The sequence below is a fragment of the Mycolicibacterium sp. TUM20985 genome (assembly GCF_030295745.1).
Lineage (GTDB): Bacteria > Actinomycetota > Actinomycetes > Mycobacteriales > Mycobacteriaceae > Mycobacterium.
In genome coordinates, this window is sequence record NZ_AP027291.1 from 1,251,590 (window position 1) to 1,276,619 (window position 25,030).

General features: G+C 68.1%; 26 protein-coding genes. 17 read left to right on the forward strand and 9 right to left on the reverse strand.

The features are described from left to right. The first annotated feature begins 6 nt into the window (after positions 1–6). On the forward strand, positions 7–525 hold the full coding sequence (locus QUE68_RS06150; RefSeq protein ID WP_284225071.1) for an RDD family protein: 519 nt from the start codon (positions 7–9) through the stop codon (positions 523–525). Here the strand turns inward: QUE68_RS06150 and QUE68_RS06155 are convergent. Then, the gene (locus QUE68_RS06155) at positions 509–1,684 is read right to left on the reverse strand and encodes an acyl-CoA dehydrogenase family protein (protein WP_284225072.1); all 1,176 of its coding nucleotides are present in this window, start codon (positions 1,682–1,684) and stop codon (positions 509–511) included. The two genes, QUE68_RS06150 and QUE68_RS06155, sit on opposite strands and share 17 nt — an antisense overlap. A gap of 44 nt (positions 1,685–1,728) precedes the next feature. On the opposite strand from QUE68_RS06155, the gene QUE68_RS06160 reads away from it, so the two are divergent. Next, a complete protein-coding gene (locus tag QUE68_RS06160) occupies positions 1,729–2,907 on the forward strand; it encodes a cystathionine gamma-synthase (protein ID WP_284225073.1) in 1,179 nt (392 codons plus the stop codon). Here the strand turns inward: QUE68_RS06160 and QUE68_RS06165 are convergent. From QUE68_RS06165 to QUE68_RS06175, 3 genes are all read right to left on the reverse strand, one after another. After that, complete coding sequence (locus tag QUE68_RS06165; RefSeq protein ID WP_284225075.1) at positions 2,893–3,555, reverse strand: GOLPH3/VPS74 family protein; 663 nt, start codon at positions 3,553–3,555, stop codon at positions 2,893–2,895. The two genes, QUE68_RS06160 and QUE68_RS06165, sit on opposite strands and share 15 nt — an antisense overlap. Before the next feature lie 34 nt (positions 3,556–3,589). Next, positions 3,590–4,081, reverse strand: a complete 492-nt coding sequence (greA, locus tag QUE68_RS06170) for a transcription elongation factor GreA (protein ID WP_284225076.1) — start codon at positions 4,079–4,081, stop codon at positions 3,590–3,592. A gap of 219 nt (positions 4,082–4,300) precedes the next feature. After that, positions 4,301–4,723, reverse strand: a complete 423-nt coding sequence (locus QUE68_RS06175; protein ID WP_284225077.1) for a DUF4307 domain-containing protein — start codon at positions 4,721–4,723, stop codon at positions 4,301–4,303. A 135-nt stretch (positions 4,724–4,858) separates the two neighbouring features. Here QUE68_RS06175 and mca point away from each other — a divergent pair, with 135 nt between their 5' ends. The 4 genes from mca to QUE68_RS06195 are packed head-to-tail and all read left to right on the forward strand — an operon-like array spanning position 4,859 to position 8,375. Next, positions 4,859–5,725, forward strand: a complete 867-nt coding sequence (gene mca, locus QUE68_RS06180) for a mycothiol conjugate amidase Mca (protein WP_284225078.1) — start codon at positions 4,859–4,861, stop codon at positions 5,723–5,725. Further along, the gene (locus QUE68_RS06185; protein WP_284225079.1) at positions 5,722–6,006 is read left to right on the forward strand and encodes a hypothetical protein; all 285 of its coding nucleotides are present in this window, start codon (positions 5,722–5,724) and stop codon (positions 6,004–6,006) included. The genes mca and QUE68_RS06185 overlap by 4 nt, the downstream gene beginning before the upstream one ends. After that, positions 5,960–7,990, forward strand: a complete 2,031-nt coding sequence (locus QUE68_RS06190) for a thioredoxin domain-containing protein (protein WP_286275299.1) — start codon at positions 5,960–5,962, stop codon at positions 7,988–7,990. Before QUE68_RS06185 ends, QUE68_RS06190 begins: the two co-directional genes overlap by 47 nt. A gap of 10 nt (positions 7,991–8,000) precedes the next feature. Further along, on the forward strand, positions 8,001–8,375 hold the full coding sequence (locus QUE68_RS06195) for a nuclear transport factor 2 family protein (protein ID WP_284225080.1): 375 nt from the start codon (positions 8,001–8,003) through the stop codon (positions 8,373–8,375). A 44-nt stretch (positions 8,376–8,419) separates the two neighbouring features. Here the strand turns inward: QUE68_RS06195 and QUE68_RS06200 are convergent, their stop codons facing one another. Continuing rightward, positions 8,420–9,280, reverse strand: coding sequence for a DUF559 domain-containing protein (locus QUE68_RS06200; RefSeq protein WP_286275300.1), 861 nt, complete (start codon positions 9,278–9,280; stop codon positions 8,420–8,422). Between the two features lie 101 nt (positions 9,281–9,381). Continuing rightward, complete coding sequence (gene trhA, locus QUE68_RS06205; RefSeq protein WP_284225082.1) at positions 9,382–10,116, reverse strand: PAQR family membrane homeostasis protein TrhA; 735 nt, start codon at positions 10,114–10,116, stop codon at positions 9,382–9,384. A 56-nt stretch (positions 10,117–10,172) separates the two neighbouring features. On the opposite strand from trhA, the gene QUE68_RS06210 reads away from it, so the two are divergent. The 4 genes from QUE68_RS06210 (at position 10,173) to QUE68_RS06225 (ending at position 13,380) form a co-directional block, all read left to right on the forward strand. Next, the gene (locus tag QUE68_RS06210; protein ID WP_284225083.1) at positions 10,173–10,970 is read left to right on the forward strand and encodes a (2Z,6E)-farnesyl diphosphate synthase; all 798 of its coding nucleotides are present in this window, start codon (positions 10,173–10,175) and stop codon (positions 10,968–10,970) included. A 21-nt stretch (positions 10,971–10,991) separates the two neighbouring features. Further along, positions 10,992–12,359: a hypothetical protein gene (locus QUE68_RS06215; protein WP_284233158.1), complete on the forward strand. Its 1,368-nt coding sequence runs from the start codon at positions 10,992–10,994 to the stop codon at positions 12,357–12,359. Positions 12,360–12,462: 103 nt separating this feature from the next. Continuing rightward, a complete protein-coding gene (locus tag QUE68_RS06220; protein WP_284233159.1) occupies positions 12,463–12,873 on the forward strand; it encodes a hypothetical protein in 411 nt (136 codons plus the stop codon). Positions 12,874–12,969: 96 nt separating this feature from the next. Then, positions 12,970–13,380, forward strand: coding sequence for a hypothetical protein (locus QUE68_RS06225; protein ID WP_284233160.1), 411 nt, complete (start codon positions 12,970–12,972; stop codon positions 13,378–13,380). On the opposite strand, the gene coaA is transcribed toward QUE68_RS06225, so the two are convergent. Continuing rightward, the gene (coaA, locus tag QUE68_RS06230) at positions 13,377–14,315 is read right to left on the reverse strand and encodes a type I pantothenate kinase (protein ID WP_284225086.1); all 939 of its coding nucleotides are present in this window, start codon (positions 14,313–14,315) and stop codon (positions 13,377–13,379) included. The two genes, QUE68_RS06225 and coaA, sit on opposite strands and share 4 nt — an antisense overlap. A gap of 30 nt (positions 14,316–14,345) precedes the next feature. On the opposite strand from coaA, the gene QUE68_RS06235 reads away from it, so the two are divergent. From QUE68_RS06235 to QUE68_RS06260, 6 genes are all read left to right on the forward strand, one after another. Further along, entirely contained in the window at positions 14,346–15,557 is a 1,212-nt protein-coding gene (locus QUE68_RS06235; protein WP_284233161.1) for a DUF885 domain-containing protein, read from the forward strand. A gap of 117 nt (positions 15,558–15,674) precedes the next feature. Next, a complete protein-coding gene (locus tag QUE68_RS06240) occupies positions 15,675–17,138 on the forward strand; it encodes a glycine hydroxymethyltransferase (protein WP_284225088.1) in 1,464 nt (487 codons plus the stop codon). Between the two features lie 73 nt (positions 17,139–17,211). After that, a complete protein-coding gene (locus tag QUE68_RS06245) occupies positions 17,212–18,039 on the forward strand; it encodes an acyl-ACP desaturase (protein ID WP_284233163.1) in 828 nt (275 codons plus the stop codon). A gap of 205 nt (positions 18,040–18,244) precedes the next feature. After that, on the forward strand, positions 18,245–19,558 hold the full coding sequence (locus QUE68_RS06250; protein ID WP_284233167.1) for a PhoH family protein: 1,314 nt from the start codon (positions 18,245–18,247) through the stop codon (positions 19,556–19,558). Between the two features lie 37 nt (positions 19,559–19,595). After that, entirely contained in the window at positions 19,596–20,486 is an 891-nt protein-coding gene (locus QUE68_RS06255; RefSeq protein WP_284233169.1) for a polysaccharide deacetylase family protein, read from the forward strand. 9 nt (positions 20,487–20,495) lie between these two features. Beyond that, complete coding sequence (locus QUE68_RS06260) at positions 20,496–21,716, forward strand: cation:proton antiporter (RefSeq protein WP_284233171.1); 1,221 nt, start codon at positions 20,496–20,498, stop codon at positions 21,714–21,716. A 71-nt stretch (positions 21,717–21,787) separates the two neighbouring features. Here QUE68_RS06260 and QUE68_RS06265 read toward each other — a convergent pair whose 3' ends face one another. Both QUE68_RS06265 and glpX read right to left on the reverse strand, forming a co-directional pair. Then, positions 21,788–23,203: a class II fumarate hydratase gene (locus QUE68_RS06265; RefSeq protein ID WP_284233173.1), complete on the reverse strand. Its 1,416-nt coding sequence runs from the start codon at positions 23,201–23,203 to the stop codon at positions 21,788–21,790. A gap of 41 nt (positions 23,204–23,244) precedes the next feature. Further along, the gene (glpX, locus tag QUE68_RS06270) at positions 23,245–24,336 is read right to left on the reverse strand and encodes a class II fructose-bisphosphatase (RefSeq protein WP_284225094.1); all 1,092 of its coding nucleotides are present in this window, start codon (positions 24,334–24,336) and stop codon (positions 23,245–23,247) included. Here glpX and QUE68_RS06275 point away from each other — a divergent pair. Continuing rightward, complete coding sequence (locus tag QUE68_RS06275; RefSeq protein ID WP_454786428.1) at positions 24,335–25,027, forward strand: DUF4245 domain-containing protein; 693 nt, start codon at positions 24,335–24,337, stop codon at positions 25,025–25,027. The two genes, glpX and QUE68_RS06275, sit on opposite strands and share 2 nt — an antisense overlap. Positions 25,028–25,030 lie beyond the last annotated feature (3 nt).

Below are 25,030 nucleotides of genomic sequence, written 5' to 3' on the forward strand. Positions count from 1 at the left end.
CGTGACGTGAAACCCAGCGCCCAGGAAGCGAAGTCGACGGCAGGCGTCGTTCCCTACGCCCCCTGGTCGAGGCGCGTCGCGGCCACCGCGGTCGACTGGCTCCCCATCGTGGTGCTGGCGGTGCTCGCGGTGGCCCTGATGTGGCTGACGCGCAACCGGCTGTGCGATGGCGACCCCTCGGTGCGCGACATCGGCCCACAGTGCGGCAACTCCGGCGCCAGCACGCTGGGGCAGTCGGGTTACCTGGCCTGCTGGTGGACGAGTGTCGCCTACGCCGTGTGGAACTTTGGCCTACGACAGGGGCGCACGGGCTCGAGCGTTGGCAAGGAACTGCTGAGGATTCGGGTGGTCGACGTGACGACCCGTGCACCAGTCGGCTTCTGGCGCTCGGTGTTTCGCCAACTCGCCCATGTGCTGGACGTCACGAGCCTCGGCGTGGGCTACCTATGGCCGCTGTGGGACCGCAGGAACCAGACGTTCGCGGACAAGCTGATGTCGACGGTGTGCGTCAGCGGAACGCGCTGACACCCGTCAGCGCCTCGCCGATCACCAGCTGGTGGACTTCCGAGGTGCCTTCGTAGGTCAGTACCGACTCCAGGTTGTTGGCGTGCCGAATCACCGGGTATTCCAGAGTGATTCCGTTGGCGCCCAGTAGGGTCCGGCATTGGCGGGCGATCTTGATGGCTTCGCGGACGTTGTTCAGCTTGCCGACGCTGACCTGCTCGGGCTTGATCGTCCCGGCGTCCTTTAGCTTGCCGAGGTGCAGGGCCAGCAGTTGCGCCTTGCCCAGTTCGACGGCCATGTCGGCGATCTTCGCCTGAGTCAGTTGGTATCCGGCCAACGGCTTGTCGAAGACCTCACGCGTGCCGACGTACTCCAGCGCGGTCTCCAGGCAGTCGCGAGCGGCGCCCACCGATCCGAAGACGATGCCGAACCGCGCCTCGGACAGACAGGCCAGCGGTCCCGACAACCCGCGCGCGCCAGGCAGTTTGGCGTCGTCGGGCAGGCGGACGTCATCGAGGCTGAACTCCGAGGTGACCGACGCCCGCAACGACATCTTGTGCGTCATCTCCCTGGCGCTGAATCCCGGTGTCGTCGTCGGCACCGCGAAGCCGACGATGCCCCCGTTTGATTCCTGACTGCGGGCCCACACGATCGCGACGTCGGCGATCGACGCGTGGGTGATCCACATCTTCGAGCCGTTGAGGATCCAGTCGGACCCGTCGCGGCGAGCGGTCGTCCGCATGCCGCTGGGATTGGAGCCGAAGTCCGGTTCGGTCAGCCCGAAGCAGCCGATCAGTTCACCGGCCGCCATACCGGGCAGCCACTGCTCACGCTGATCCTCGCTGCCCCAGTGGTGGATGGCGAACATCGCGAGCGAACCCTGCACCGACACCAGGCTGCGCAGCCCGCTGTCGACGGCCTCGAGTTCCTGGCACACCAGGCCGTACGCGGTGGCCGACGACCCGCTGCAGCCGTACCCCTCGAGATGCATGCCGAGCAGGCCCAGCTTGCCGATCTCGACGGCCAGGTCGCGGACGGGGACCTCGCCGGTCTCGAACCACTCGGCGATGTGAGGGCGCAGTCGTTGCTCGCCGAACTGCCGGACCATGGTGCGCAGCTCGAGGTCCTCGGGCGTCAGCAGCGTGTCGAGGTCGAGGAGGCTTTCGATCGTGGTGGACATGCTCTTCGTTCTACACCCAAGGCACACCGTTACCCTGAACGACGATGAGTGAGCAGCGTTCCAAGGCAGATGCGTACCGCGCCTACGGGCCCGCAACCAAGGCCATCCACGCCGGCTACCGGCCCGATCCGGCCACGGGCGCGGTCAACGCGCCCATCTATGCGAGCTCCACGTTCGCGCAGGACGGCGTCGGTGGTCTCCGCGGCGGGTACGAGTACGCCCGCACCGGAAACCCGACCCGCACGGCGCTGGAGGCGGCGCTGGCAGCCGTCGAGGGCGCGACGTTCGGACGGGCGTTCAGTTCGGGCATGGCCGCGACCGACTGCGCGTTGCGCGCGCTCCTGCGCCCCGGCGATCACGTCGTCATCCCCGACGACGCGTATGGCGGCACCTTCCGGTTGATCGACAAGGTCTTCACGCAGTGGGGCATCACGCACACTCCCGTCGCGTTGTCCGATCTCGACGCGGTCCGCGCGGCGGTGACCCCCCACACGAAGCTGATCTGGGTCGAGACGCCGACCAACCCGCTGCTGTCGATCGCCGACATCGCCGCGATCGTCGAGGTGGCATCGGCAACCGAGTCGAAGGTATTGGTGGACAACACCTTTGCGTCCCCAGCCCTGCAGCAGCCGCTGGCCCTGGGAGCCGACATCGTGTTGCACTCGACGACGAAGTACATCGGCGGGCACTCCGACGTCGTCGGTGGCGCACTCCTCACCAACGACGAGGCACTCGACGACGCCTTCGCCTTCCTGCAGAACGGCGCGGGCGCGGTACCGGGTCCATTCGACGCCTATCTGACCTACCGCGGCCTAAAGACCCTGTCGCTGCGCATGCAGCGGCACAGCGAGAACGGGGCCAAGGTGGCCGAGTTCCTGGCCGAGCATCCCGCGATCGAGGCGGTGCTCTACCCGGGCCTGCCCAGCCACCCCGGCCACGCCGTCGCCGCGCGCCAGATGTCCGGCTTCGGGGGGATGGTCTCAGCCCGGCTCAAGGACGGTCGGGATGCCGCCAAGCGACTGTGCGCGCGGACGGAGATCTTCATCCTCGCCGAGTCGCTGGGAGGCGTGGAGTCGCTGATCGAGCATCCCGGCGCCATGACGCACGCCTCGACTGCGGGTTCCCAGCTCGAAGTGCCCGATGACCTGGTCCGGCTGTCCGTCGGCATCGAGGACGTCGCCGACCTGCTCGGCGATCTGGAACAGGCCCTAGCCCAGCGTTGAGCGCAGCGCGGACGCGGTCACCGCGAGGTTGATCTCGGGCAGCCCCGTCGAGTATTCGTCGACCCAGCTTCCGCTGGCGATCTCGGTGGCCCGGGAGTGCACCCACCGCCAGCCGCGGTCGTTGAGGCTCAGCAGGACGCCGAGGCCGTCCGCGGCGTGCAGCACCGTGACGATGGCCGCCGTCGCGGGCGTGGGCGGACGCCGGTCGAACAGCGCCGCCAGCAGATCGGTGCGGGCCGACGCCACCCGATCGCGATGGAGCAGCGGCCAGGCGTAGACCGGTGTGAACCGCTTCGCCGGAAGCCGCACCCGACTGATCAGCCCCAACCGCTCCAGGCGCACGGCCAGGTTCTCCTGGACGTCCTTGCCGACCTTTGCGACCGCAAGAGCCGGTGTTAGCGGTTGCTGCGCGAGCAATCGAAACGCAGGTTCGACGACGGCATCCATCGGGCCGCTGCCGATCAGGGCGACGAGTCGACCCGGGGCGACCGCGTCACCCGGCGCCGACGGCCGGACTCGACAGGCGTACGCCAGGTCGAGCAGGGTGGCGGCCGCGAGCACGCGTTGCCGCCGGTCGCGGTCGAGAGCCGGTCGGGCCGACGCGTTGTCCAGCAGGAGGAGGAAGAGGTCTTCGGCGATCTGCGCCATGCACGGACCGTAGAGCACCCGGCCCCGTCACCCGCTACGAGTGGTAGGGCTCCGCGCTGATGAGCTCGACCTCGACGGTGCTGCCGTTGGGCACCACGTACGAGCGCTTGTCGCCGACCTTGGCGTCGATGATCGCGCCGCCGAGTGGGGACTTGGGGGAATAGACCTCGAGCTTGCCGTCGGTCACGCCCTCCTGGCGCGTCCCGATCAGGAACGTCTCGGTGTCTCCGCCGTCGATGAACTTGACCTTGACGACCGAGCCGGGGAGCGCCACGCCGGACTGCTTGGGGGCCTCGCCGACCTTGGCGTTGTTCAGCAACTCCTGGAGCTGGCGGATCCGGGCCTCTTGCTGACCCTGGTCCTCGCGGGCCTGGTGGTAGCCGCCGTTTTCGCGGAGATCGCCCTCTTCGCGACGGTCGTTGATCTCGGCCGCGATGATCGGGCGGTTGGCGATGAGCTGGTCGAGTTCGGCCTTCAGCCGGTCGAATGCCTCTTCGGTCAGCCAGGTGACCTGGGTATCGGTCATGTCGTCACGCTCCTGTCTTCGTCTCGCGTTGTCAGCGGGAAAGTCGTTCGTATTGCCGCGGTCGCAAGCGCTGAGGAGCGCATTAAAGCAGCAATACACGGCTCCGTCAGGAACCGTGTACGTGGTCCAGTCTAGCACCGCGAGGACGACCGGTTTTCATGTATTGGCTGTTCGGAGTTCTCCGGCTAGTTGCCCGACGGGACCCTCGGTCAAACTTCGTCAGGGCGCTACGAGGTAACTCGGCACGTCGGTGCCGCAGCCGTAGACGTCGCCGACGACCGGCTGTCGGGTCGCCTCCACCAGCGCCGTCACCTGCACGGTGTCCGCGGTCGAGGGCGGGACGAGGAGCTCGCGGCGCCCCACTTCGGCGCCGTCGACCGACCGGGCGCGGATGATGCACACCACCGGACGCGACGGGTCCCCGCGGGTAACGCTGATCGTGACCCGAACCGTGTCGGTGTCGACCAGTTCGTAGCCGCCGAGCTCACCCTTGACCTCGCTGGTGCCCAGTCGCTGGTAGGCCACCAGCGCGAGCGTCACGGCGGCCGCCACGATGGCGACCGTGAGGACCACCGCCAGCCGCCGGCGGGCGCGGCGGCTCAGCCGCTGCTGCCCGTAGCGGGAGGTGGGGCGCTCGATCACGAGTGGGGAAAGTCCGTCCTGGGGAAGGCCTGCGTGGGTCTGAGTTCGGATGGTTCGGCTAGGACTGGAACTATAGGGGCATCCGAAGTGGTTGAACCGTGACGACCATGGCTGAAGCGACCAGGTAAGGCATACGTGAGCGAACTGCGTTTGATGGCGGTCCACGCCCACCCCGACGACGAGTCGAGCAAGGGCGCGGCCACGATGGCGCGTTACGTCGACGAGGGCGTCCGCGTGAAGGTCGTGACGCTGACCGGTGGCGAGCGGGGCGACATCCTCAACCCGGCGATGGACCTGCCCGAGGTGCACGGCCGGATCCACGAGATCCGGATCGACGAGATGGCCCGGGCCGCCGAGATCCTCGGCGTCGAGCAGGAATGGCTCGGGTTCGTCGACTCCGGGCTGCCGGAGGGTGACCCGCTGCCGCCGCTTCCCGAGGGATGCTTCGCGCTGGTGCCGCTTGCCGAGGCGACCGAGCGGCTGGTCCGGTCGATCCGCGCGTTCAGACCGCACGTGCTGACCACCTACGACGAGAACGGCGGCTACCCGCACCCCGACCACATCCGTTGCCATGAGGTCTCGATGGCCGCGTACGAGGCGGCGGGCGACTACCGGCTGTTCCCGGACGCCGGCCAGCCGTGGACCGTGTCGAAGCTGTATTACAACCACGGGTTCCTGCGGAAGCGGATGCAGCTGTTCCAGGACGAGTTCGCCAAACACGGCGAGGTGGGTCCGTTCGAGAAGTGGCTCAAGGACTGGGATCCGGAGCTCGACGTCGTCGCCTCGCGGATCACCACCAGCGTCGAGTGCTCGAAGTACTTCGCCCAGCGGGACGACGCGCTTCGTGCGCACGCAACGCAGATCGATCCGAAGAGCTTCTTCTTCACGACGCCGATGGAGTGGCAGCAGCGGCTGTGGCCCACCGAGGAGTTCGAACTCGCCCGTTCCCGCGTGCCCGTGACGCTGCCCGAGGACGACCTGTTCGCCGGGATCGACTCGTGACCGACACGTTCCTCGTGCTCGCCGGCCTGCTCGCCGACGAGGCGCCGCGCGACACCGGACCCGACTTCGGCAAGGCCAGCCCGTTCGGCCTCGTCGTCGTGGTGGTCCTCCTGATCGGCACGTTCCTGCTGGTGTGGTCGATGAACAAGCACCTCAAACGACTTCCCGACTCGTTCGACCCCGAGCACCCCGAGCCCGACCAAGCCGTCGACGACGGCACCGTCGGTGAGCCTGGTGACCCGGGCCTGGCCACCGGTGGGCGTCCGGACGGTGGCGGCTAACACCCTGGGCGCGGCCACCAGCCCCTACCTGCGCCAGCACGCCGACAACCCGGTGCACTGGCAGCAGTGGACGCCGGAGGCGCTCGCCGAGGCCGCCGCCCGCGATGTGCCCATCCTGCTGTCGATCGGGTACGCGGCCTGCCACTGGTGCCACGTGATGGCGCACGAGTGCTTCGCCGACGACGACGTCGCGGCGGCGATGAACGATGGCTTCGTCTGCATCAAGGTCGACCGCGAGGAGCGCCCCGATCTCGACGCCGTCTACATGAACGCCACGGTCGCGCTGACCGGGCAGGGCGGCTGGCCGATGACGTGCTTCCTGACCCCGGACGGGCGACCGTTCTTCTGCGGCACGTACTACCCGAAGACTGGCTTCCTTCAATTGATGGACGCCGTCGTCGACACGTGGCGTCACCGCCGTGCCGAGGTCGAGCAGGCGTCCGACGACATCGCCGGCGAGCTGCGGTCGATGGCGGCCGGCCTGCCCGGTGGTGGGCCCGCGCTGGAACCCGCGGTGTGCGACCACGCGGTCGCGGGCGTGCTCGGGGACGAGGACGTCACCCGCGGGGGATTCGGTCGTGCACCGAAGTTTCCGCCGTCCGCGCTGCTGGAGGCCCTACTGCGGAACCACGAACGCACGGGTGCCGACGCGGTGCTCGCGACCGTGAAGCGGACGTGCGGCGCCATGGCCCGCGGCGGGATCTACGACCAACTCGCGGGCGGCTTCGCGCGCTACAGCGTCGACGATTCGTGGGTGGTGCCGCACTTCGAGAAGATGCTCTACGACAACGCCCTGTTGTTGCGGGTGTACGCCCACTGGGCCCGTCGCTCCGGAGAAGCGTTGGCGCGCAAGGTGACTGATGAGACCGCCGACTTCCTGCTGCGCGATCTCGGCGACGGTGACATGTTCACCTCGTCGCTGGACGCCGATGCCGACGGCATCGAGGGGCTCACCTACGCGTGGACCCCCGCACAGCTGCGCGAGGTGCTGGGCGATGACGACGGTGCCTGGGCGGCAGGACTCTTCGCGGTCACCGACACCGGGACGTTCGAGTCCGGCGCCTCGGTGCTGCAACTGCCCGTCGACCCCGACTCGCGGATGCGCTTCGACCGGGTGCGCACCGCGTTGTTGGCCGCCCGGCTCGAGCGACCGCAGCCCGGGCGCGACGACAAGGTGGTGACCGCCTGGAACGGGTTCGCAATCACCGCGCTCGCCGAGGCAGCCGTCGCCGTCGGTCGGCCTGAATTGCTCATCGCCGCAACGCATTGCGCGCGCTCGATCGTCGACCTGCACGTCGTCGACGGCCGGCTGCGGCGCGCGAGCCTCGGCGGCCGGGTCGGCGACAGTGCGGCCATCCTCGAGGACCATGCCGCGCTGGCGACCGCGCTGCTGACGCTGTACCAGTCGACCGGCGACGAGGAGTGGTTGACGACGGCGACCGGGCTGCTCGACATCGCCCTCGAGCACTTCGCCGATCCCGATCGAGACGGTCGCTGGTTCGATACCGCGGACGATGCCGAGCAGCTGATGGTGCGTCCGTCGGACCCGATCGACGGCGCCACCCCGTCGGGTGCGGCGTTGATCACCGAGGCGCTGACGCTCGGTGCGCATCTGGCGCCGGCCGATCGGGCTGCTGCCTACTCCGCGGCCGCCGCGGCGTCACTGGCCTCGGCGACGCCGATCCTGCTGAAGCTGCCACGCTCGGGCGGTCACTGGCTGGCCGTCGCGGAGGCCGCCGTCCGTGGGCCCATCCAGATCGCCGTGTCGTGTACGGACCCTGATTCGGAGTTGTTAACGGCGGCAAGGGTTCTCGCGCCGGGTGGGGCGATCGTCGTCGGGGGAGCAGTCGATTCCTCGGAGTTGCTGAGCGGGCGCGATCTGGTGGGTGGGCGTGACGCGGCGTACGTGTGCCGTGGCCACGTGTGTGACCTGCCGGTCACGACCGCCGGAGATCTCGCTGCCGCCCTGAGTGGCGCCGTGTAGCGTGCCGCTCATGCCGAGCGCCGAGCTGATCACGCAGACCGTCCACCGCTACCTGGAGCTCGTCGCCGACGGCCGCGTCGACGACATCGCGGAGTTGTACACCGACGATGCGACCGTCGAGGACCCGGTCGGCGGCGAGGTGCACATCGGTCGCCAGGCCATCCACGGCTTCTACGCCAACGCCCTGAACGGCAAGGCGGAGACGGAAGTGTCGACGCTGCGGGCGCTCGGCCACGAGGCGGCGTTCTTCTGGGCCTTGACGATCGATCTCGGAGAGGGCGGCAAGATCCGCATCGAGATCATTAGCACCATGTCGTTCGACAGCGAGGGGCACATCACCTCGATGAAGGCCTACTGGGGCCCGGACAACATCAGCCAGTCCTAGCCAGTCCTAGCGATTTCGGCGCGTAAACGTTCGCTCAGCGACGGTTAGCGCGCCGAGATCGCGCGGCGGATCTCGGCGATGACCCGCTCCGGATACTCCGTCAGGTCCAACCACGTGAAGCGGAGCACCAGCCACCCCGCCAGGGTGATGGCGTTCTGGCGCACTCGATCGCGGTGGAAGTCGTCTGAATCGCTGTGGAATGCCAGGCCATCGGTCTCCAGTGCGATTTGGGTTGCGGGGAAAGCGAAGTCGACGACGTAGCCGGCCACCGGATGGTTGGGTAGCCAACCCGTGATGCCCGCGTCCACGAGCAGCCGGAGCAGCAGCCGCTCCGCAGCCGAGCGCGCACCGTCCTCCGCGGCCTGCAACAGTTGGCGGGCGGCGGGCGATCCATACCGTCCCTTATTGCGGAGGTGCGCGGTCCACAGCGACGTCAGGTCTACGTGCCGCTGCAGCGCGGAGTCCATCAGCTTGGGCCCGCCTCCCCGTCGTACGGCGGCCTCGAGGACGGTCAGTTCGACAGCGGTCACGCGTAGGCGGCGCCGCTCGACGACGTCTGCCGTCTCGAGGTCGCGCCGTCGTACGCGGGATCCGGTGTGGCAACGACCGTGGCTGTTGCGGGGCACCGTCACCTCGACGACGTCGGGTGCGAACTTCGTGACTCCGAGCCACCACGCGGCGGCCAGACCGCTAGCTACGGCGTCCTCACCGTGACCCCACACCGCCGCCCGGATTCGCGAGGCGTCGGTGAACGGACGGTCGTCCACGAAGTAGACGCGTGGTGCGCACCGGCGCCAGCGGCCCTGCCGCACCCGCCGGCGAACGGCCTGATCGCTGAGCCCCGCACGGCGGGCCTGGGCCAGGGTGATGACGCCGTCGCTATCGCGTAAGTGGTTGGCGAGCACGAAGGAATTGACGTGTGCAACTCGTCAGCGGTTCCACCCAAGGCGGTTTTGGCGCGCACACCGTCGCTGAGCGAACGTATGCGCGCCGAAATCGCCTGGGGCTAGGTGCTGAAGACCGCGAACCACATCGCGATGTAGTGGCATAGCGCCGCGGCGGCCGTGCAGGCATGGAAGAATTCGTGGTGCCCGAAGGTCGTCGGCCACGGGTTGGGCCACTTGAGCGCGTAGAGCACGCCGCCGACGCTGTACAGCGCCCCGCCAACGATCAGCAGCACCAGCGCCGCCACCCCGGCGCCATGCATGATCGGCACGATGAAGAACGCTGCCACCCACCCGAGCAGCAGATACAGCGGTACCCCGACCCAAGCCGGCGCCGAGGGCCAGCACATCTTCAACAGCACGCCCGCCAGTGCGCCGCCCCAGACGATCCAGAACAACATCATGCCCTGATTCGCCGGCAGCGCCAGCAATGCAAACGGTGTGTAGCTGCCTGCGATGAAGACGAAGATCATCGAGTGGTCGAGGCGCTTCATCCACTTCCGGGCGTCCGGCGACGTCCAGGTCACGCGGTGATAGGTGGCGCTGACCGCGAACATCGCGACGATGGTGAACGCGTACAGCAGCGTGGCCAGTCCCGCGCGGGTGCCGACCAGCGCCCACGACACCGACACCAGGGCCGTCCCCGCCACGGCGGCGACCAGCGCCGAGTAGAGATGAATCCAGCCGCGGGCGCGTGGCCGACCGAAGTACTGCGCCACCGCCTCCGGCAGATCTTCTGCGTCTTGGCGCGTGGCGTCCGGCGGATCCGAGTCCGTCGTTTCAATCGAAGTAGCCATGTCGCCTCCGCTATCTGGCATGGGTTCCGCCCAACGCCACAGTAGTCTTGATCCTCGTGGAACTCATTCCCCCGCGACTGAAGGAACCGGCCTACCGGGTCTACGAAGCGCGGCTGCGTCACCAGTTGGCGCGATCGAAATCCCAACTGCCGAGGCACATCGCGGTGCTGTGCGACGGCAACCGGCGCTGGGCCCGTGACGAGGGTCACGCAGACGTGAGCTACGGCTACCTGATGGGTGCCGCGAAGATCGCCGAGATGCTCCGCTGGTGTCAGGAAGCCGGCGTCGAGATGGCGACGGTGTATCTCCTGTCGACCGAGAACCTGCAACGCGACCCCGTCGAGCTGGCATCGCTCATCGGCATCATCACCGACGTCGTCGAGGAGATCTGCGCGCCCGTCAACCATTGGAGCGTGCGGACGGTCGGCGACCTGGAGCTGCTCGGCGAGGAGTCGGCGCGACGCCTGCGCGACGCCGTCGAGAGCACTGTCGGCACCACGCCTGCGGGAGCCTTCCACGTCAACGTGGCGGTGGGATACGGCGGACGGCAGGAGATCGCCGACGCCGTGCGTGCCCTGCTGAGCAAGGAACTCGCCAACGGGGCGACGGCCGAGCAGCTCGTCGAATCGGTCACGGTCGACGCCATCTCCGAGAATCTCTACACATCCGGGCAACCCGACCCGGATCTGGTGATCAGGACCTCGGGCGAACAACGGCTCTCGGGTTTCCTGCTGTGGCAGAGCGCGTATTCGGAGATGTGGTTCACCGAAGCGCACTGGCCCGCCTTCCGCCGGGTGGACTTCCTGCGTGCCCTGCGCGACTACACGCTGCGCGATCGGCGCTACGGCAGCTAGCCCGCATGGAACACTGAACACATGGCTGCGATGTCCGCAGTGGTGTTCGCCTTGAGCTGGTGGCTCGGGCTGTACCTGCTGGCGCGCGATCCCCGAAAGCACGTGCTGCTGCTCGCCGCAATCGGGTTGACCAGTTTCGCCGCGGTGGTGGCCCTCGATGCCGTCCGCCACCTGGCTCCGTCGCTCGCGGACACGCTCAGCCGGGTCGAGGTATACCTCGTCGTCGTCCCCGGGGTGGCGTGGTTCGCGGTGCTGCTGGAGCTCTCGCGGCCCGGCGACACGTGGCGTAGCCGGGCCGGCGAGCTGCTGCTCGTCGTGGTCGTCGCAGCGCTGGCCTTGGCGGGCGCTGCGATGGCGGGGTCGGTCGACGGCCCGCTTCGCGCCGGCCACTGGGTGATGTTCGCGGTGATCTCGCTGGCGACCCTCGGGGCCATGGCCAAGGCGCTGACCGGCGATCGCAGGCCCCATTCGGTGACTGGTGTCGCGGTGGTCGCCACCCTGTTCTTCGCGCTCGGCAACGCCATCGTGGTGATCCCGCTGGGGCTGGTCCCGAGCTGGCTTGCGTTGGCGTCCACCGGTTTCGACGTGCTGCTGCTCGGGGTGGCGGTCGCGCTGTGGGATTCGTTCGACGAGGGGCAGGCGCTGCGCGCCGACATGTTGCGATCCTTCGCCGGCAGCGTTGTCGTCGCGGTGCTCTTCGGTGGTCAGGTGCTGGTCGGCATGGCGATCACCGACGAACGCGCCGCGCTGTCGGTGCTGCTGTTCACCAGCCTCGCCGTCGCCATCGGCATCAACGTCATGGCGGACCCGCTGGCGGGCCTGCTGGACCGGCTTGCGTTCTCCAACTCGCCGCGGCTGCGGGCCGACCGCGCGACGCTGCGTCGCACCGAGGCCGCGCTGCCACTGCGGTCGGCCAACCCCCTCGACGACGTCGACGACGAGACGTTCGTCCGGCTGACGCGTCGGGCGCTCGGGCATTACGGCGACCTGTCCAAGCTCGTCGCCAGCCCGCTGACGGCGCTGCCCCTCGTCGACGAGAGGCTGGCCCGCCGCGGGGCGCCCGATCAGCCGCTGGAACGGGCCAATGAGCTCAGGGCGCTGCTCGGCGACCGCATCGCGGCGTTGAGGCCCCGCGAGAGCGGCGACTTCGGCGTCACCGAGCAGTGGCGCCACTACAACTCGCTGTACTTCCCCTACGTCGTCGGGGTGCGGGCCTACGCCCAGAATGCGACGGCCGCAGGGCTCGATCCCGTCGCCAAGCAGGCGTGGCAGTGGTTCGTCACCGAGGTGCCGCAGCGCTCGCTGCACAACTGGCAGAACGCGGCCGCCCGCGTCATCGCGGCGGACCTCCGCGGCACGCCGGTGACGGCAGCCCGCCAACCGTCCTGAGCTGCCGCTGGCAGTGATTGGCAGCGATCGGCGTCGATCTGGCAGTGCTTGTCGAGCAGTGTCGTTGGTGTTCGACCACGACCTCAACGACGAGGAGCCCGCCATGACCGCCACGATCACGACCCGCCCGCTGTCCGACAGTTCGGACTCGCTGTTGCGCTTCGCCATGCGCACCGACGCCACTGTGTGCGCGGGTCTCGGACTGCTCGTGGCGATGGCCGCCGACCCGCTGTCTCGACTGTCGGGTCTCTCCGCCGAATCGGAGTGGATCGCGGGCGCCGCACTCGCCGCCTACGGGGTGGCCCTGTACGTGATGGCTGCGGCACCGTTCGTCCGTCACATCGGGGTCGGCGTCGTCGTCGCCAACGTGGTGTTCGCAGTCATCGCCATCGCGGTCGTTGTGGCCGGGGTCCTCCCGCTCACCGATGCGGGTGTCGCCATGATGCTCGCCGTCGTCGCCGCCACTCTCTGCGTGGCGTACGTCCAATACCTCGGAGTGCGCCGCCTGGCGTGACTCCCTGGAGAACCGGTGCGTGGTCGCCCGACGCAAGAGGTTACGGCGAGCGACCCACACCGCCCCTTCGAAAACCCCACCAGGAAGGAAGGTCTCGTGACCACTGTCAACGTTTCTGCCACCCGCACCGCCCCCAAGGACGCATTCCTGCGATTCGCGCTGCGGCTCGACGCCGTGGTCAGTGGCATCGTCGGCGTCGGGGGGCTCGCGCTGGCTCCCCGGATCGCCGAGATGTCGGGCACCACATCGGCGTTCGAGTATTCGCTGGCCGCCTTCTTCGTTGCCTACGGGATCGCCGTGTACGGCTTGTCACGGATGGCGCACGTCCGCACGATCGGCATCGTCATCGCCCTGGCCAACGCCGTCTTCACGCTGGCTGCCGTCGCGGCGGTCGTCGCGGGCATCTGGCCGCTGACGACCGTCGGGATCGTGCTGACGCTGGCGTGCGGCGTCTTCACACTGGTGATGGCGGACCTGCAGTATCTCGGCGTGCGCCGGATGAGCTAGAGCTTGCGCAGGCGGAGCCGGTTGATCGAATGGTCGGAATCCTTGCGCAGCACCAGGGTGGCGCGCGGCCGCGTCGGCAGGATGTTGTCGATCAGATTCGGCCGGTTGATCGAGTGCCAGATGTCGCGGGCCGCGAACACGGCCTGCTCGTCGGTCAGCGTCGAGTAGTGATGGAAGTGCGACTGCGGGTCGGCGAAGGCGCCGGCCCGCATCGCCAGGAAGCGTGAGACGTACCAGCCCTCGATGTCCTCGATGCGGGCGTCGACGTAGACCGAGAAGTCGAAGAGGTCCGACACCATCAGCGCCGGGCCGGTCTGCAACACGTTGAGGCCCTCGAGGATGAGGATGTCCGGGTGCTTGGTGACCATGTTCTCGCCGGGCACGATGTCGTACAACAGATGCGAGTAGACCGGCGCGCACACCTGATCCGATCCCGACTTCACCGCCGTCACGAATCGCATCAGTGCGCGGCGGTCGTAGCTCTCCGGAAAACCCTTGCGGTGCATCAGGTTTCGACGCAACAACTCCGCGTTCGAATAGAGGAAGCCGTCGGTGGTGACGAGATCGACGCGGGGGTGATGCTCCCAGCGGGCCAGCAGTGCCTGCAGGACGCGGGCCGTGGTCGACTTCCCGACCGCGACGCTGCCCGCGACGCCGATCACGAACGGCACCGGACGGTCGGGGTTCTGATGCGGCTCGCCAAGGAATTCGGCCGTGGTGGCGAAGAGTCGCTGACGGGCGGCGACCTGAAGGTGGATCAACCGCGCCAGCGGGAGGTAGACCTCCTCGACCTCCAGGAGATCGAGTTGCTCGCCGAGGCCGCGCAGACCCAGGAGTTCGTCCTCGGTCAGCTTCAACGGGGTCGACATGCGCAATGAACGCCACTGACTGCGGTCGAACTCGACGTAAGGACTCGGCTCGCTCGTCCGCGCCATGCATGCAGTCTTGCACCTACGGTTGACGCCATGGACAAGGGGATGGACGCCACCGCCGTCATTCGCGAGTATCTGCTTCTCGGTCTGAGGTTCGACCGGGTCGAGGAGGGTTACGTCGACTCGTTCACCGGGGACCCGGCGCTGCGGGCCGTCGTCGCGGCCGAGCCTGCCCCGGACCCCGCCGACCTCGCGAGACAGGCGGACCGGCTGATCGCCGAACTGCCCGGCGTCGACGGGCTGGATGCCCAGCGATCGGACTACGTCGCGGCACACCTGCGGGCGCTGGCATGCGCCGGCCGCAAGTTCGCGGGCGAGGACGTCGGCTTCGTCCAGGAGGTGCACGACTACTTCGACGTCGACATCGTCAAGGGTGATCCCGACACCTACCGCGAGGCACACCGCAAGCTCGACGATTCGCTCGGCGGCACGGGCGACTTGGCCGACCGGATGCAGGCCTACCGCAGTGGCGAGGAGATTCCACCGGAGCGGCTCGAGGAGTGCATCCACGCATTCTCGAGCGCCCTGCGCGACCGGGTCCGCGCCGACTTCGCGCTGCCGGACTCGGAGACGATCAACTACGAGATCGTCACAGACAAGCCATGGTCGGGCTTCAATTACTACGAGGGCGACTTCAGGTCGACGGTGGCCGTCAACGCCGACCTCAAGCAGCAGATGTCGGGCCTGCCGCGGCTGGTCGCCCACGAGTCGTATCCCGGTCATCACACCGAGCACTGCCGCAAGGAGGCCGGCCTCGTGCACCGCGATGGCCAGACCGAGCAGACGATCTTCCTGGTGAACACCCCTCAGTGCCTGATGGCCGAGGGGCTGGCCGATCTGGCGCTGTACGCGGCGATCGGGCCGAATTGGGGCGCCTGGGCGGCGGAGATCTACGCCGACCTCGGCCTGCGCTTCGACGGGGAACGCGCGGTGGCCGTCTCGCAGGCCGCGGCAGCGCTGGCCGACGTCCGGCAGGACGCGGCCCTGATGCTGCACGACGAGCACCGCGACGTCGACGAGGTCGCCGCCTACCTCCAGCGCTGGCAGCTCACCACCGAGGCGCGGGCCCGTCAGTCGCTGCGGTTCCTGTCGTCGCCGCTGTGGCGGGCCTACACCAGCACCTACGTCGAGGGTTACCGACTGTTGCGCGGTTGGCTCGATGCGCGCCCGGCGGAGATGTCGCTGACCGAACGGTTCGGAAGGTTGCTCGACGAGCCACTGGTGCCATCGGCTTTGCGCGCGTGACGGTAGCCGCCGACTGTGCGATTTCATCCGCGACGCGCCGCTTGCAGCGGATGAGTTCGCACACTCGCGGCGGTATCCGTGAGCAGGTGGGTGGCGGCGCAGATTACCCTGGGCACCATGACCGCTGACGCCGTGACCAACCCTGCTCCCGCACTCGGTGCCGAGTATGCCGAGACGGCGAGCGCCGCCTACGCCGCCGCCCTGAAGGTCATCGAATCCGTCGAACCGCGCATCGCCGACGCGACCCGCAAAGAGCTTGCCGACCAACGCGATTCGCTGAAGCTGATCGCCAGCGAGAACTACGCGTCACCGGCCGTGCTGCTGACCATGGGGACGTGGTTCTCCGACAAGTACGCCGAAGGCACCATCGGCCACCGCTTCTACGCCGCGTGCCAGAACGTCGACACCGTCGAGTCGCTGGCCGCCGAGCACGCCCGCGAGCTATTCGGAGCCCCCTACGCCTACGCGCAGCCGCACTCCGGGATCGACGCCAACCTCGTCGCGTTCTGGGCGATTCTGGCCACCCGGATCGAGGCCCCCGAGCTCGCCGAACTCGGCGCGAAGAACGTCAACGACCTGTCCGAGGCGGACTGGGAGAAGCTGCGCGCCAAGCTCGGCAACCAGCGGCTGATGGGCATGTCGCTCGACGCGGGCGGTCACCTGACCCACGGCTTCCGGCCCAACATCTCCGGCAAGATGTTCCACCAGCGCAGCTACGGCACCGATCCGGAGACGGGCTTGCTCGACTACGCCAAGGTCGCTGCCGCCGCGCGCGAGTTCAAGCCGCTCATCCTCGTCGCCGGTTACTCCGCGTACCCGCGCCGGGTGAACTTCGCGAAGATGCGCGAGATCGCCGATGAGGTCGGCGCCACCTTCATGGTCGACATGGCCCACTTCGCCGGCCTGGTCGCGGGCAAGGTGTTCACCGGCGACGAGGATCCGGTGCCGTTTGCGCACGTCACCACTACGACGACGCACAAGTCACTGCGCGGCCCGCGCGGCGGCCTGGTGCTGGCGACCGAGGAGTACTCGGCCGCGGTCGACAAGGGTTGTCCGATGGTGCTCGGCGGCCCCATGGCGCACGTCATGGCGGCCAAGGCCGTCGCGTTCGCCGAGGCTCGCCAGCCGTCGTTCCAGGAGTACGCGCAGCGCATCGCCGACAACGCGAAGGCGCTGGCCGACGGGTTCCTCCGGCGCGGGGCCCGCCTGGTCACCGGCGGCACCGACAACCACATCGTGCTGCTCGACGTCACGTCGTTCGGACTCACCGGCCGGCAGGCGGAGTCCGCGCTGCTCGACGCCGGCGTCGTCACCAACCGCAATTCGATTCCCGCCGACCCGAACGGGGCCTGGTACACGAGCGGAATCCGCTTCGGCACCCCGGCGCTGACCACCCGCGGCTTCGGTCCCGACGACTTCGACCGCGTGTCCGAACTCGTCGTCGACGTGCTGAAGAACACCCAGCCCGACGGGTCCTCGAAGGCGAAGTACGTCGTGGCCGACGGCACCACCGACCGCGTGCTGGCGGCGTCGAACGAGCTGCTCGCCGCGAACCCGCTGTACCCGGGCCTGACGCTGTAGCCCAGCGCACGGGAACGACACGCCGTTCCCCCCGATTTCAAGGAACGTGTGTCCAGAGGTTACAGTTAGTTTCATGGCAGACAAGCCCGTAGCCAACGCGCTGACCCTGGAGCTGGAACCGGTCGTAGAGCAGAATCTGTCGCGCCACATCGCGACCGAGGAGCTGTGGTACGCCCACGACTACGTGCCGTTCGAGAAGGGCGAGAACTTCGCCTTCCTCGGCGGCAAGGACTGGGACCCGTCGTCGGTCACGCTTCCCAAGCCCGTCACCGATGCCCTCGAGATCCTGCTCATCACGAAGGACAACCTCGCCGGGTACCACCGCGAGCTCGTCGAGCACTTCATCCTCGACGACAAGTGGGGTCGCTGGCTGGGTCGCTGGACCGCCGAGGAGCATCTCCACGCCGTCGCGCTGCGCAACTACCTGGTGGTCACCCGCGAGATCGATCCGGCGGCCAACGAGGACGTCCGCGTCGAGCACGTGATGAAGGGTTACCGCGCCGACTCGTTATCGCAGATCGAGACGCTGGTGTTCATGGCGTTCTTCGAGCGCGCCCACGCCGTGTTCTGCCGTAACCTCGCGACGCAGATCCCCGAGCCGGTGCTGCAGAAGATGGTCGGCCGCATCGCCAAGGACGAGGAACGTCACGAGGAGTTCTTCGCCAACCTCGTCGCGCACTGCCTGACCACGCAGCGGGACGAGACGATCGCCGCGATCACCAGCCGCGCCACCGCCCTCGAGCCGGTCGGCGCTGACATCGACGCCTATCAGGACAAGGTCCGAGTCGTGGCCGAGGCGGGCATCTTCGACGACGCCGCGCTGCGGAAGGTGATCTCCGATCGCCTCGCGGCCTGGGGTGTCGCGGACACTCCCGCATTGGCGGAGTTCGCCGCTCAGTAGTTAACCGAGTGGTCACATCTCGGCCACGGCGCGCCTGCGCGGCGCAATCCTCGCGACGGGGGTAGCGTCGTTTTCGATGGCTGACATGCTCTGCTATCCGGGCGGTACCCGTCGTTTCGACGAAGAGGGGGCCGGCCCCGGTCCTGGTACCGCGGTATTCCGCCGAGGGAGTTCGTGCGGTGCCGCACGGACCTAGGAGCGCCACGTGACCGATTCGTCCGTTCGGACCTATGTGTTGGACACCTCTGTGTTGCTGTCCGATCCCTGGGCGTGCAGCCGCTTCGCCGAACACGAGGTGGTCGTCCCGCTCGTGGTCATCAGCGAACTAGAAGCCAAACGACACCATCACGAGCTGGGCTGGTTCGCGCGGCAGGCACTGCGGATGTTCGACGATCTGCGCCTCGAACACGGACGTCTCGATCTCCCCATTCCCATTGGCACCCAAGGCGGCACGCTGCAGATCGAGCTCAACCACAGCGATCCGACGGTGCTTCCCGCTGGCTTCCGCACCGGCACCAACGACGCGCGGATCCTCACTTGTGCGGCCAACCTCGCCGCCGAGGGCAAGCTCGTCACCCTGGTCAGCAAGGACATCCCGCTCCGCGTCAAGGCGGGTGCGGTCGGGCTGCCCGCCGACGAGTACCACGCCCAAGACGTCGTGACGTCGGGCTGGACGGGGATGGCCGAGGTCGACGTCGCCGCCGACGAGATCGACGCGCTGTTCGCCGACGGCGAGATCGACCTCGAGGAAGCCCGAAACCTGCCGTGCCACACCGGTGTTCGGCTTCTGGGCGGCAACTCGCACGCCCTGGGTCGGGTCAACGCCGAGAAGCGGGTGCAGTTGGTCCGTGGTGATCGCGAGGTGTTCGGCCTCCGGGGAAGGTCAGCCGAACAACGCGTGGCACTCGATCTCCTGCTCGACGAGTCGGTGGGCATCGTCTCGCTCGGCGGCAAGGCGGGCACCGGAAAGTCGGCACTCGCGCTGTGTGCCGGTCTCGAGGCCGTGCTGGAGCGCCGCACGCAGCGCAAGGTCGTCGTCTTCCGGCCGCTGTACGCCGTCGGCGGCCAGGATCTGGGCTATCTGCCGGGTAGCGAGAGCGAGAAGATGGGGCCCTGGGCGCAAGCCGTCTTCGACACCCTGGAGGGGCTCGCCAGTCCCGCCGTGCTGGACGAGGTGCACGCCCGCGGCATGCTCGAGGTGTTGCCGCTGACCCACATCCGCGGTCGCTCCCTGCACGATTCGTTCGTGATCGTGGACGAGGCGCAATCGCTGGAACGCAACGTCCTGCTGACCGTGCTGTCGCGGTTGGGTGCCGGCTCGCGGGTGGTCCTCACCCATGACGTCGCCCAGCGCGACAACCTGCGCGTCGGCAGGCACGACGGTGTCGCAGCCGTCATCGAGAAGCTGAAGGGACACCCGCTGTTCGCCCACATCACGCTGCTGCGCAGCGAGCGGTCGCCGATCGCCGCGCTGGTCACCGAGATGTTGGAGGAATTCAGCCCCGGCGCGCTGCCGTGAACGGGTGACCGCCAGGTTCGGTCGGTAAACTCCGTCCGTGCGTAAGCGGCCACACTCGTCCTGGACGTACTGGCGCGTCGTCATCGGCGTCTGTGCGGGCGTTGTCATCGTCGTCGTGGGCGGCTTGACCGGACACGTCCGGATCACCACTCCCGCCGAAGCGGCCGAGGACGTCGACTGTGCAGTGGTCAGGTGCGTGGCGCTGACGTTCGACGACGGACCGAGCCCATACACCGACCGCTTGCTGCAGGTCTTGAAGGACAACGACGCGAAGGCGACGTTCTTCCAGATCGGCAACAAGGTCGCGGCCAACCCCGCGGGTGCCAAGCGCGTGGTCGAGGCGGGCATGGAGCTGGGCAGCCACACCTGGGAACACCCCAACATGACGACGATCCCGCCCGAGGACATCGCCGCGCAGTTCAGCAAGGCCAGCGATGCAATCGAGGCGGCGACGGGTCAGCGTCCCACCTTGGTGCGCACCGCCGGCGGTCTGATCGACGAGCGGGTGCTTGCCGAGGCAGGCAACCAGGGGTTGGCCGACATCAACTGGGACGTCATCCCGTTCGACTGGGCCAACGACGCCAACACGGCTGCCACCCGCTACATGCTGATGACCCAGATCAAGCCGAACTCCGTGGTGTTGTTCCACGACACGTACTCGTCGACCGTCGATCTGGTCGAGCAGTTCCTTCCGGTGTTGAAGGCCAACGGGTATCACATGGTGACCGTGACGCAGATGCTCGGGCCGCGGGCGCCGGGCACCACGTATGGCACCCGAGACAACGGTCCGCCGGCCAACCAACTCCTCGACATTCCGCCCGCCGACATCCCGTCGCTGCCGAACACCCCGTCGCCTCCGCCGATGCCCAATCTTCCGATCACCGACATCCCGGACCAGAACTCCGGTGGTCCCAACAATGGGGCGTGACGGCACGCCGTGACGACGGACACCGCGTTCGTCCTGACGCTGTTGGTGTTGTGTTATTCGGTCGTCTCGGGGCTGGTCAAGCAGTGGTACCTGGCGCCCGCGCTGATCTTCGTCGCGATCGGAATGGCGTTGGGGCCGTTCGGCTTCAACGTGCTCGAGGGTGACCCGAGCACGTCGACGTTCACGGTGCTGGCCCAGCTGGCACTGACGGTGATCCTGTTCAACCAGGCCGCCGACCTCGACGTCTCGGCGGTGGTGCGGCGCCGCGAGGTGACGTTCCGGCTGCTGGTCGTCGGCATCCCGCTGGCCATCGGCCTCGGTGTGGTGACCGCGCTGCTGCTGTTCCCCGTGATGCCGGTGTGGGAGGCGGTGTGCCTCGCCGCGATCGTGGCGCCCACCGAGGTGGCGCTCATCGACGCATTACTCGACAACGAGCGCATCCCCGAACGGATTCGCCATGCGCTGTCCGCCGAGAGTGGCTTCTACGACGGCTTCGCCCTGGCAGCGCTCTTGGCGGCGCTGGCGCTGGCGTCCGAACGCAAGGACGCCGCGCTGAACTGGGGCGCGTTCTTCCTGCGCACCGAGGTGGTGTCCGTGCTCGTCGGCCTCGTCATCGGCGCGGCCAGCGGTTGGGTGATCGGCAGATCGCGGGAACACGGTTGGATGAGCGACACCTGGGCTCAGCTCGCCACACTCGCCGCTGCGCTGGTGTGCTTCCAAGTGGGAGAGATGTTGCACGGCAGCGGTTTCGTGGCGGCCTTCGCGGGCGGTCTCGCGTTCGCGTTCGCCGCCCGGCGCGCGGGTTCGCGTCCGGACACCCACGTGTCCGACGCCGCCGGGCAGCTTCTCGAGCTGATGGTGTTCGCGATGTTCGGTGCCTACGCGGTGGTGGTCGGCTGGCGTGACGCGAACTGGCGGGTGGTGGTCTTCGCCATCGTCGCGCTGTTCGCGGTGCGGCTCATCGCGGTGTCGGTGGCCCTCGTCCGCAGCGATCTGCCCGCGCGCGAGCGGATGTTCATCGGTTGGTTCGGGCCTCGGGGCATCGGCACGCTCGTCCTCGGCCTGCTCGTCGTCGAGCGCGGCCAGATCGAGCAGGAAGCGTTGATCGTCCAGGTCGTCGCCGTAACCGTCTCGCTGAGCTTGGTGGTGCACAGCCTCACGGCGTGGCCCGGGATCAGGTGGATGCTCGCGGGGGCGGGGGACCGCACCCACTCCGCCGAGCAGACGTAAAGGGCCCTGAATCCGGAAGATTCAGGGCCCTTTATGTCTGCTCGCGCGGTGGGCGGGGGAGGGGAGGGGCGCTAGTCGCCGTCCTTGACCTTCGCCATCTTCAGCACGTCGAGGCGCCTGTCCAGCTCCTCCTCCGACAGCTTGTCGCCGATGAGGCCACGGTCGAGCACCGTCTGCCGAATCGTCTTGCGCTCCTTGAGGGCTTCCTTGGCGACCTTGGCGGCCTCCTCGTAACCGATCGCAGAGTTGAGTGGCGTCACGATCGACGGCGAGGACTCGGCCAGCTCACGCAGGTGCGCCTCGTTGGCGATCAGGCCGTCGATGCACCTCTCGGCGAACAGCTTCGAGACGTTCGACAGCAGCGTGAACGACTCGAGCACGTTGCGCGCCATCATCGGGATGTACACGTTCAGCTCAAAGGCGCCCGACAGGCCGCCGACGGTGACGGCAGCGTCGTTGCCGATCACCTGCGCGGCGACCTGCGTTACCGCCTCGGGGAGAACGGGATTGACCTTGCCCGGCATGATCGAGCTGCCCGGCTGCAGGTCCGGCAGCTGCAGTTCGCCGAGACCGGTGAGCGGTCCGGACCCCATCCAGCGGACGTCGTTGGCGATCTTGGTCAGCGAAACGGCAATGGTCTTGAGGGCGCCGGACGCCTCGACGAGACCGTCGCGCGCCGCCTGCGCCTCGAATGAGTCGGCTGCGGTACGCAATTCGGCGATACCCGTGCGCTCGACCAGGACGTCGACGACCTTCGCTCCGAAACCGTCGGGCGCGTTCAGGCCGGTGCCGACGGCGGTGCCGCCGATGGCCAACTCGCCAAGCCGGGGCAGGGTCGCCTTGACGCGCTCGATCCCGGCCTCTATCTGACGGGCGTACCCACCGAACTCCTGGCCCAGTGTCACCGGCACGGCGTCCATCAGGTGCGTACGACCGGACTTGACGACGGTGCGCCACTGCCTTGCCTTGTTGCCGAGAGATTCGTGCAGCACCTCGAGGGCCGGAATCAGATGACGCACAGCGGCTTCCGTCGCGGCGATGTGAGTGGCCGTCGGGAACGTGTCGTTGGAGCTCTGCGACATGTTGACGTGGTCGTTGGGATGCACCTCGACGCCGTTGGCCTTGGCGATCGACGCGATCACCTCGTTGGCGTTCATGTTGGAGCTGGTGCCCGAGCCGGTCTGGAAGACGTCGATGGGGAACTGGTCGTCGTGCAGCCCGTCGGCGATCTCGGCGGCCGCGGCGATGATCGCATCGGCATTCTCCGGTGCCAGCAGGCCGAGATCCTTGTTCACCTGGGCACAGGCGCCCTTCAACAGGCCCAGGGCACGAATCTGCGTGCGCTCCAACGGCCGGAAAGAGATCGGGAAGTTCTCGACGGCCCGCTGGGTCTGGGCCCGCCACAGCGCGGCAATCGGCACGCGGACCTCACCCATGGTGTCGTGCTCGATGCGGTATTCGGCTTCGACTGCGCTGTCGGCGGACATCTGCTCCCTGTTCTTCGGTGGTGTGAGGGGTGTAGCGGGGTCTACGGCAACGGGTACGCGGCGGTCACGTCACCCGTGAAGTCCACTGCGGAGTACTCGTTGAGCTTCGTCAGCCGGTGATAGGCCTCGATCATCCGGACCGTTCCGGACTTGCTGCGCATGACGATCGACTGCGTCGTGCAGCCGCCGCCGAAGTAGCGAACGCCTTGCAGCAGGTCGCCGTCGGTCACGCCGGTGGCGGAGAAGAACACGTTCTCGCCCGACACCAGATCCTCGGTGTGCAGCACCTTGTCGAGGTCGTGTCCGGCGTCGAGCGCCTTCTGGCGTTCGGCGTCGTCGGTGGGCGCGAGCACGGCCTGGATGGCACCGCCCATGCAGCGGATGGCCGCGGCGGTGATGATGCCCTCCGGCGTGCCGCCGATGCCCGCCAGCATGTCGGTGCCCGAACCGGGGCGACAGGCCGCGATGGCACCCGCCACGTCACCGTCGGAGATCAGCCGGATTCGGGCGCCGGCATCGCGGACGTCGGCCATGAGCTGGTTGTGCCGGGGCCGGTCGAGCACGCACACCGTGATGTCGGCGACCGAGGACTTGCGCACCTTGGCGACGCGGCGGATGTTCTCCCCGATCGGTGCGGTGATGTCGAGAACGTCGACGCAGTCCGGTCCCACGGCGATCTTGTTCATGTAGAACACCGCCGACGGGTCGAACATCGCGCCGCGTTCGGCCACCGCGAGCACGGCGATGGCGTTCGGCATGCCCTTGGCCATCAGCGTCGTTCCGTCGACCGGATCGACGGCGAAGTCGCAGTCCGGCCCGTCGCCGTTGCCGACCTCCTCGCCGTTGTAGAGCATGGGGGCGTTGTCCTTCTCGCCCTCGCCGATCACCACGACGCCACGCATCGACACGGAGTTGACCAGCTCGCGCATGGCGTCGACGGCCGCTCCGTCACCGCCCTCCTTGTCGCCGCGGCCGACCCAGCGACCTGCCGCCATCGCACCCGCCTCGGTGACGCGCACCAACTCGAGTGCGAGGTTGCGATCGGGGGCTTCGCGTCGGGAGGATGAGCCGCTTGCGCGAAGACCATCGGGTGAGGATGAGCCGCTTGCACGAAGATCGTCAGAAGGCGTCATGGCTGCAGATTCTCCCATTAGTGGTTCTGCGTTTGGGAGCTGGGATACTGGCAATGTGACCACACCCCAGGCGGCTCCGGAGCCGAAGCCGGCCAAGTCGCGGCTGTTGCAGGACGGCCGCGACATGTTCTGGTCCATGGCGCCGCTCGTACTGGTGTGCATCGTGCTCGCAGGCGTGCTGGGAATGTGTTCGTTCGCGCCCAACGGGCCAGGTCAGGCGCCGGTCCTGCCGTACGACACCTCGGCGGCGTTGCAGGCCGACGCCGACGCGCTCGAGATTTCCATCCGCATGCCGCGGCTGCCCGAAGGCTGGCGGGCCAACTCGGGCTCGCGGGCCAGCATCGACGGCGGCCGGACCGATGCAGCGGGTAAGCCGGCTCGCGCCGTGGTCTCCCGTACGGGGTTCCTCGCGCCGACGGGCATGTTCATCAGCCTGATCCAGAGCGACGCCGACGAGCCGAGCCTCGTCAGGTACATCGACAACGACCTGGCCCCGACGGGCACGCAGGACGTCAACGGCGTGCGGTGGATCGTCTACGAGGGTGGCGAGGACTCCCAGCCGGTCTGGACGACGCGGCTCAAGGGGCCGACGGGTCCGGCGCAGATCGCCGTGACGGGGCCCGCGGGTACTGACGAGTACCGTACGCTGGCAGCGGCCACGCAGTCGCAGCCGCCGTTGCCCGTCCGCTAGGAG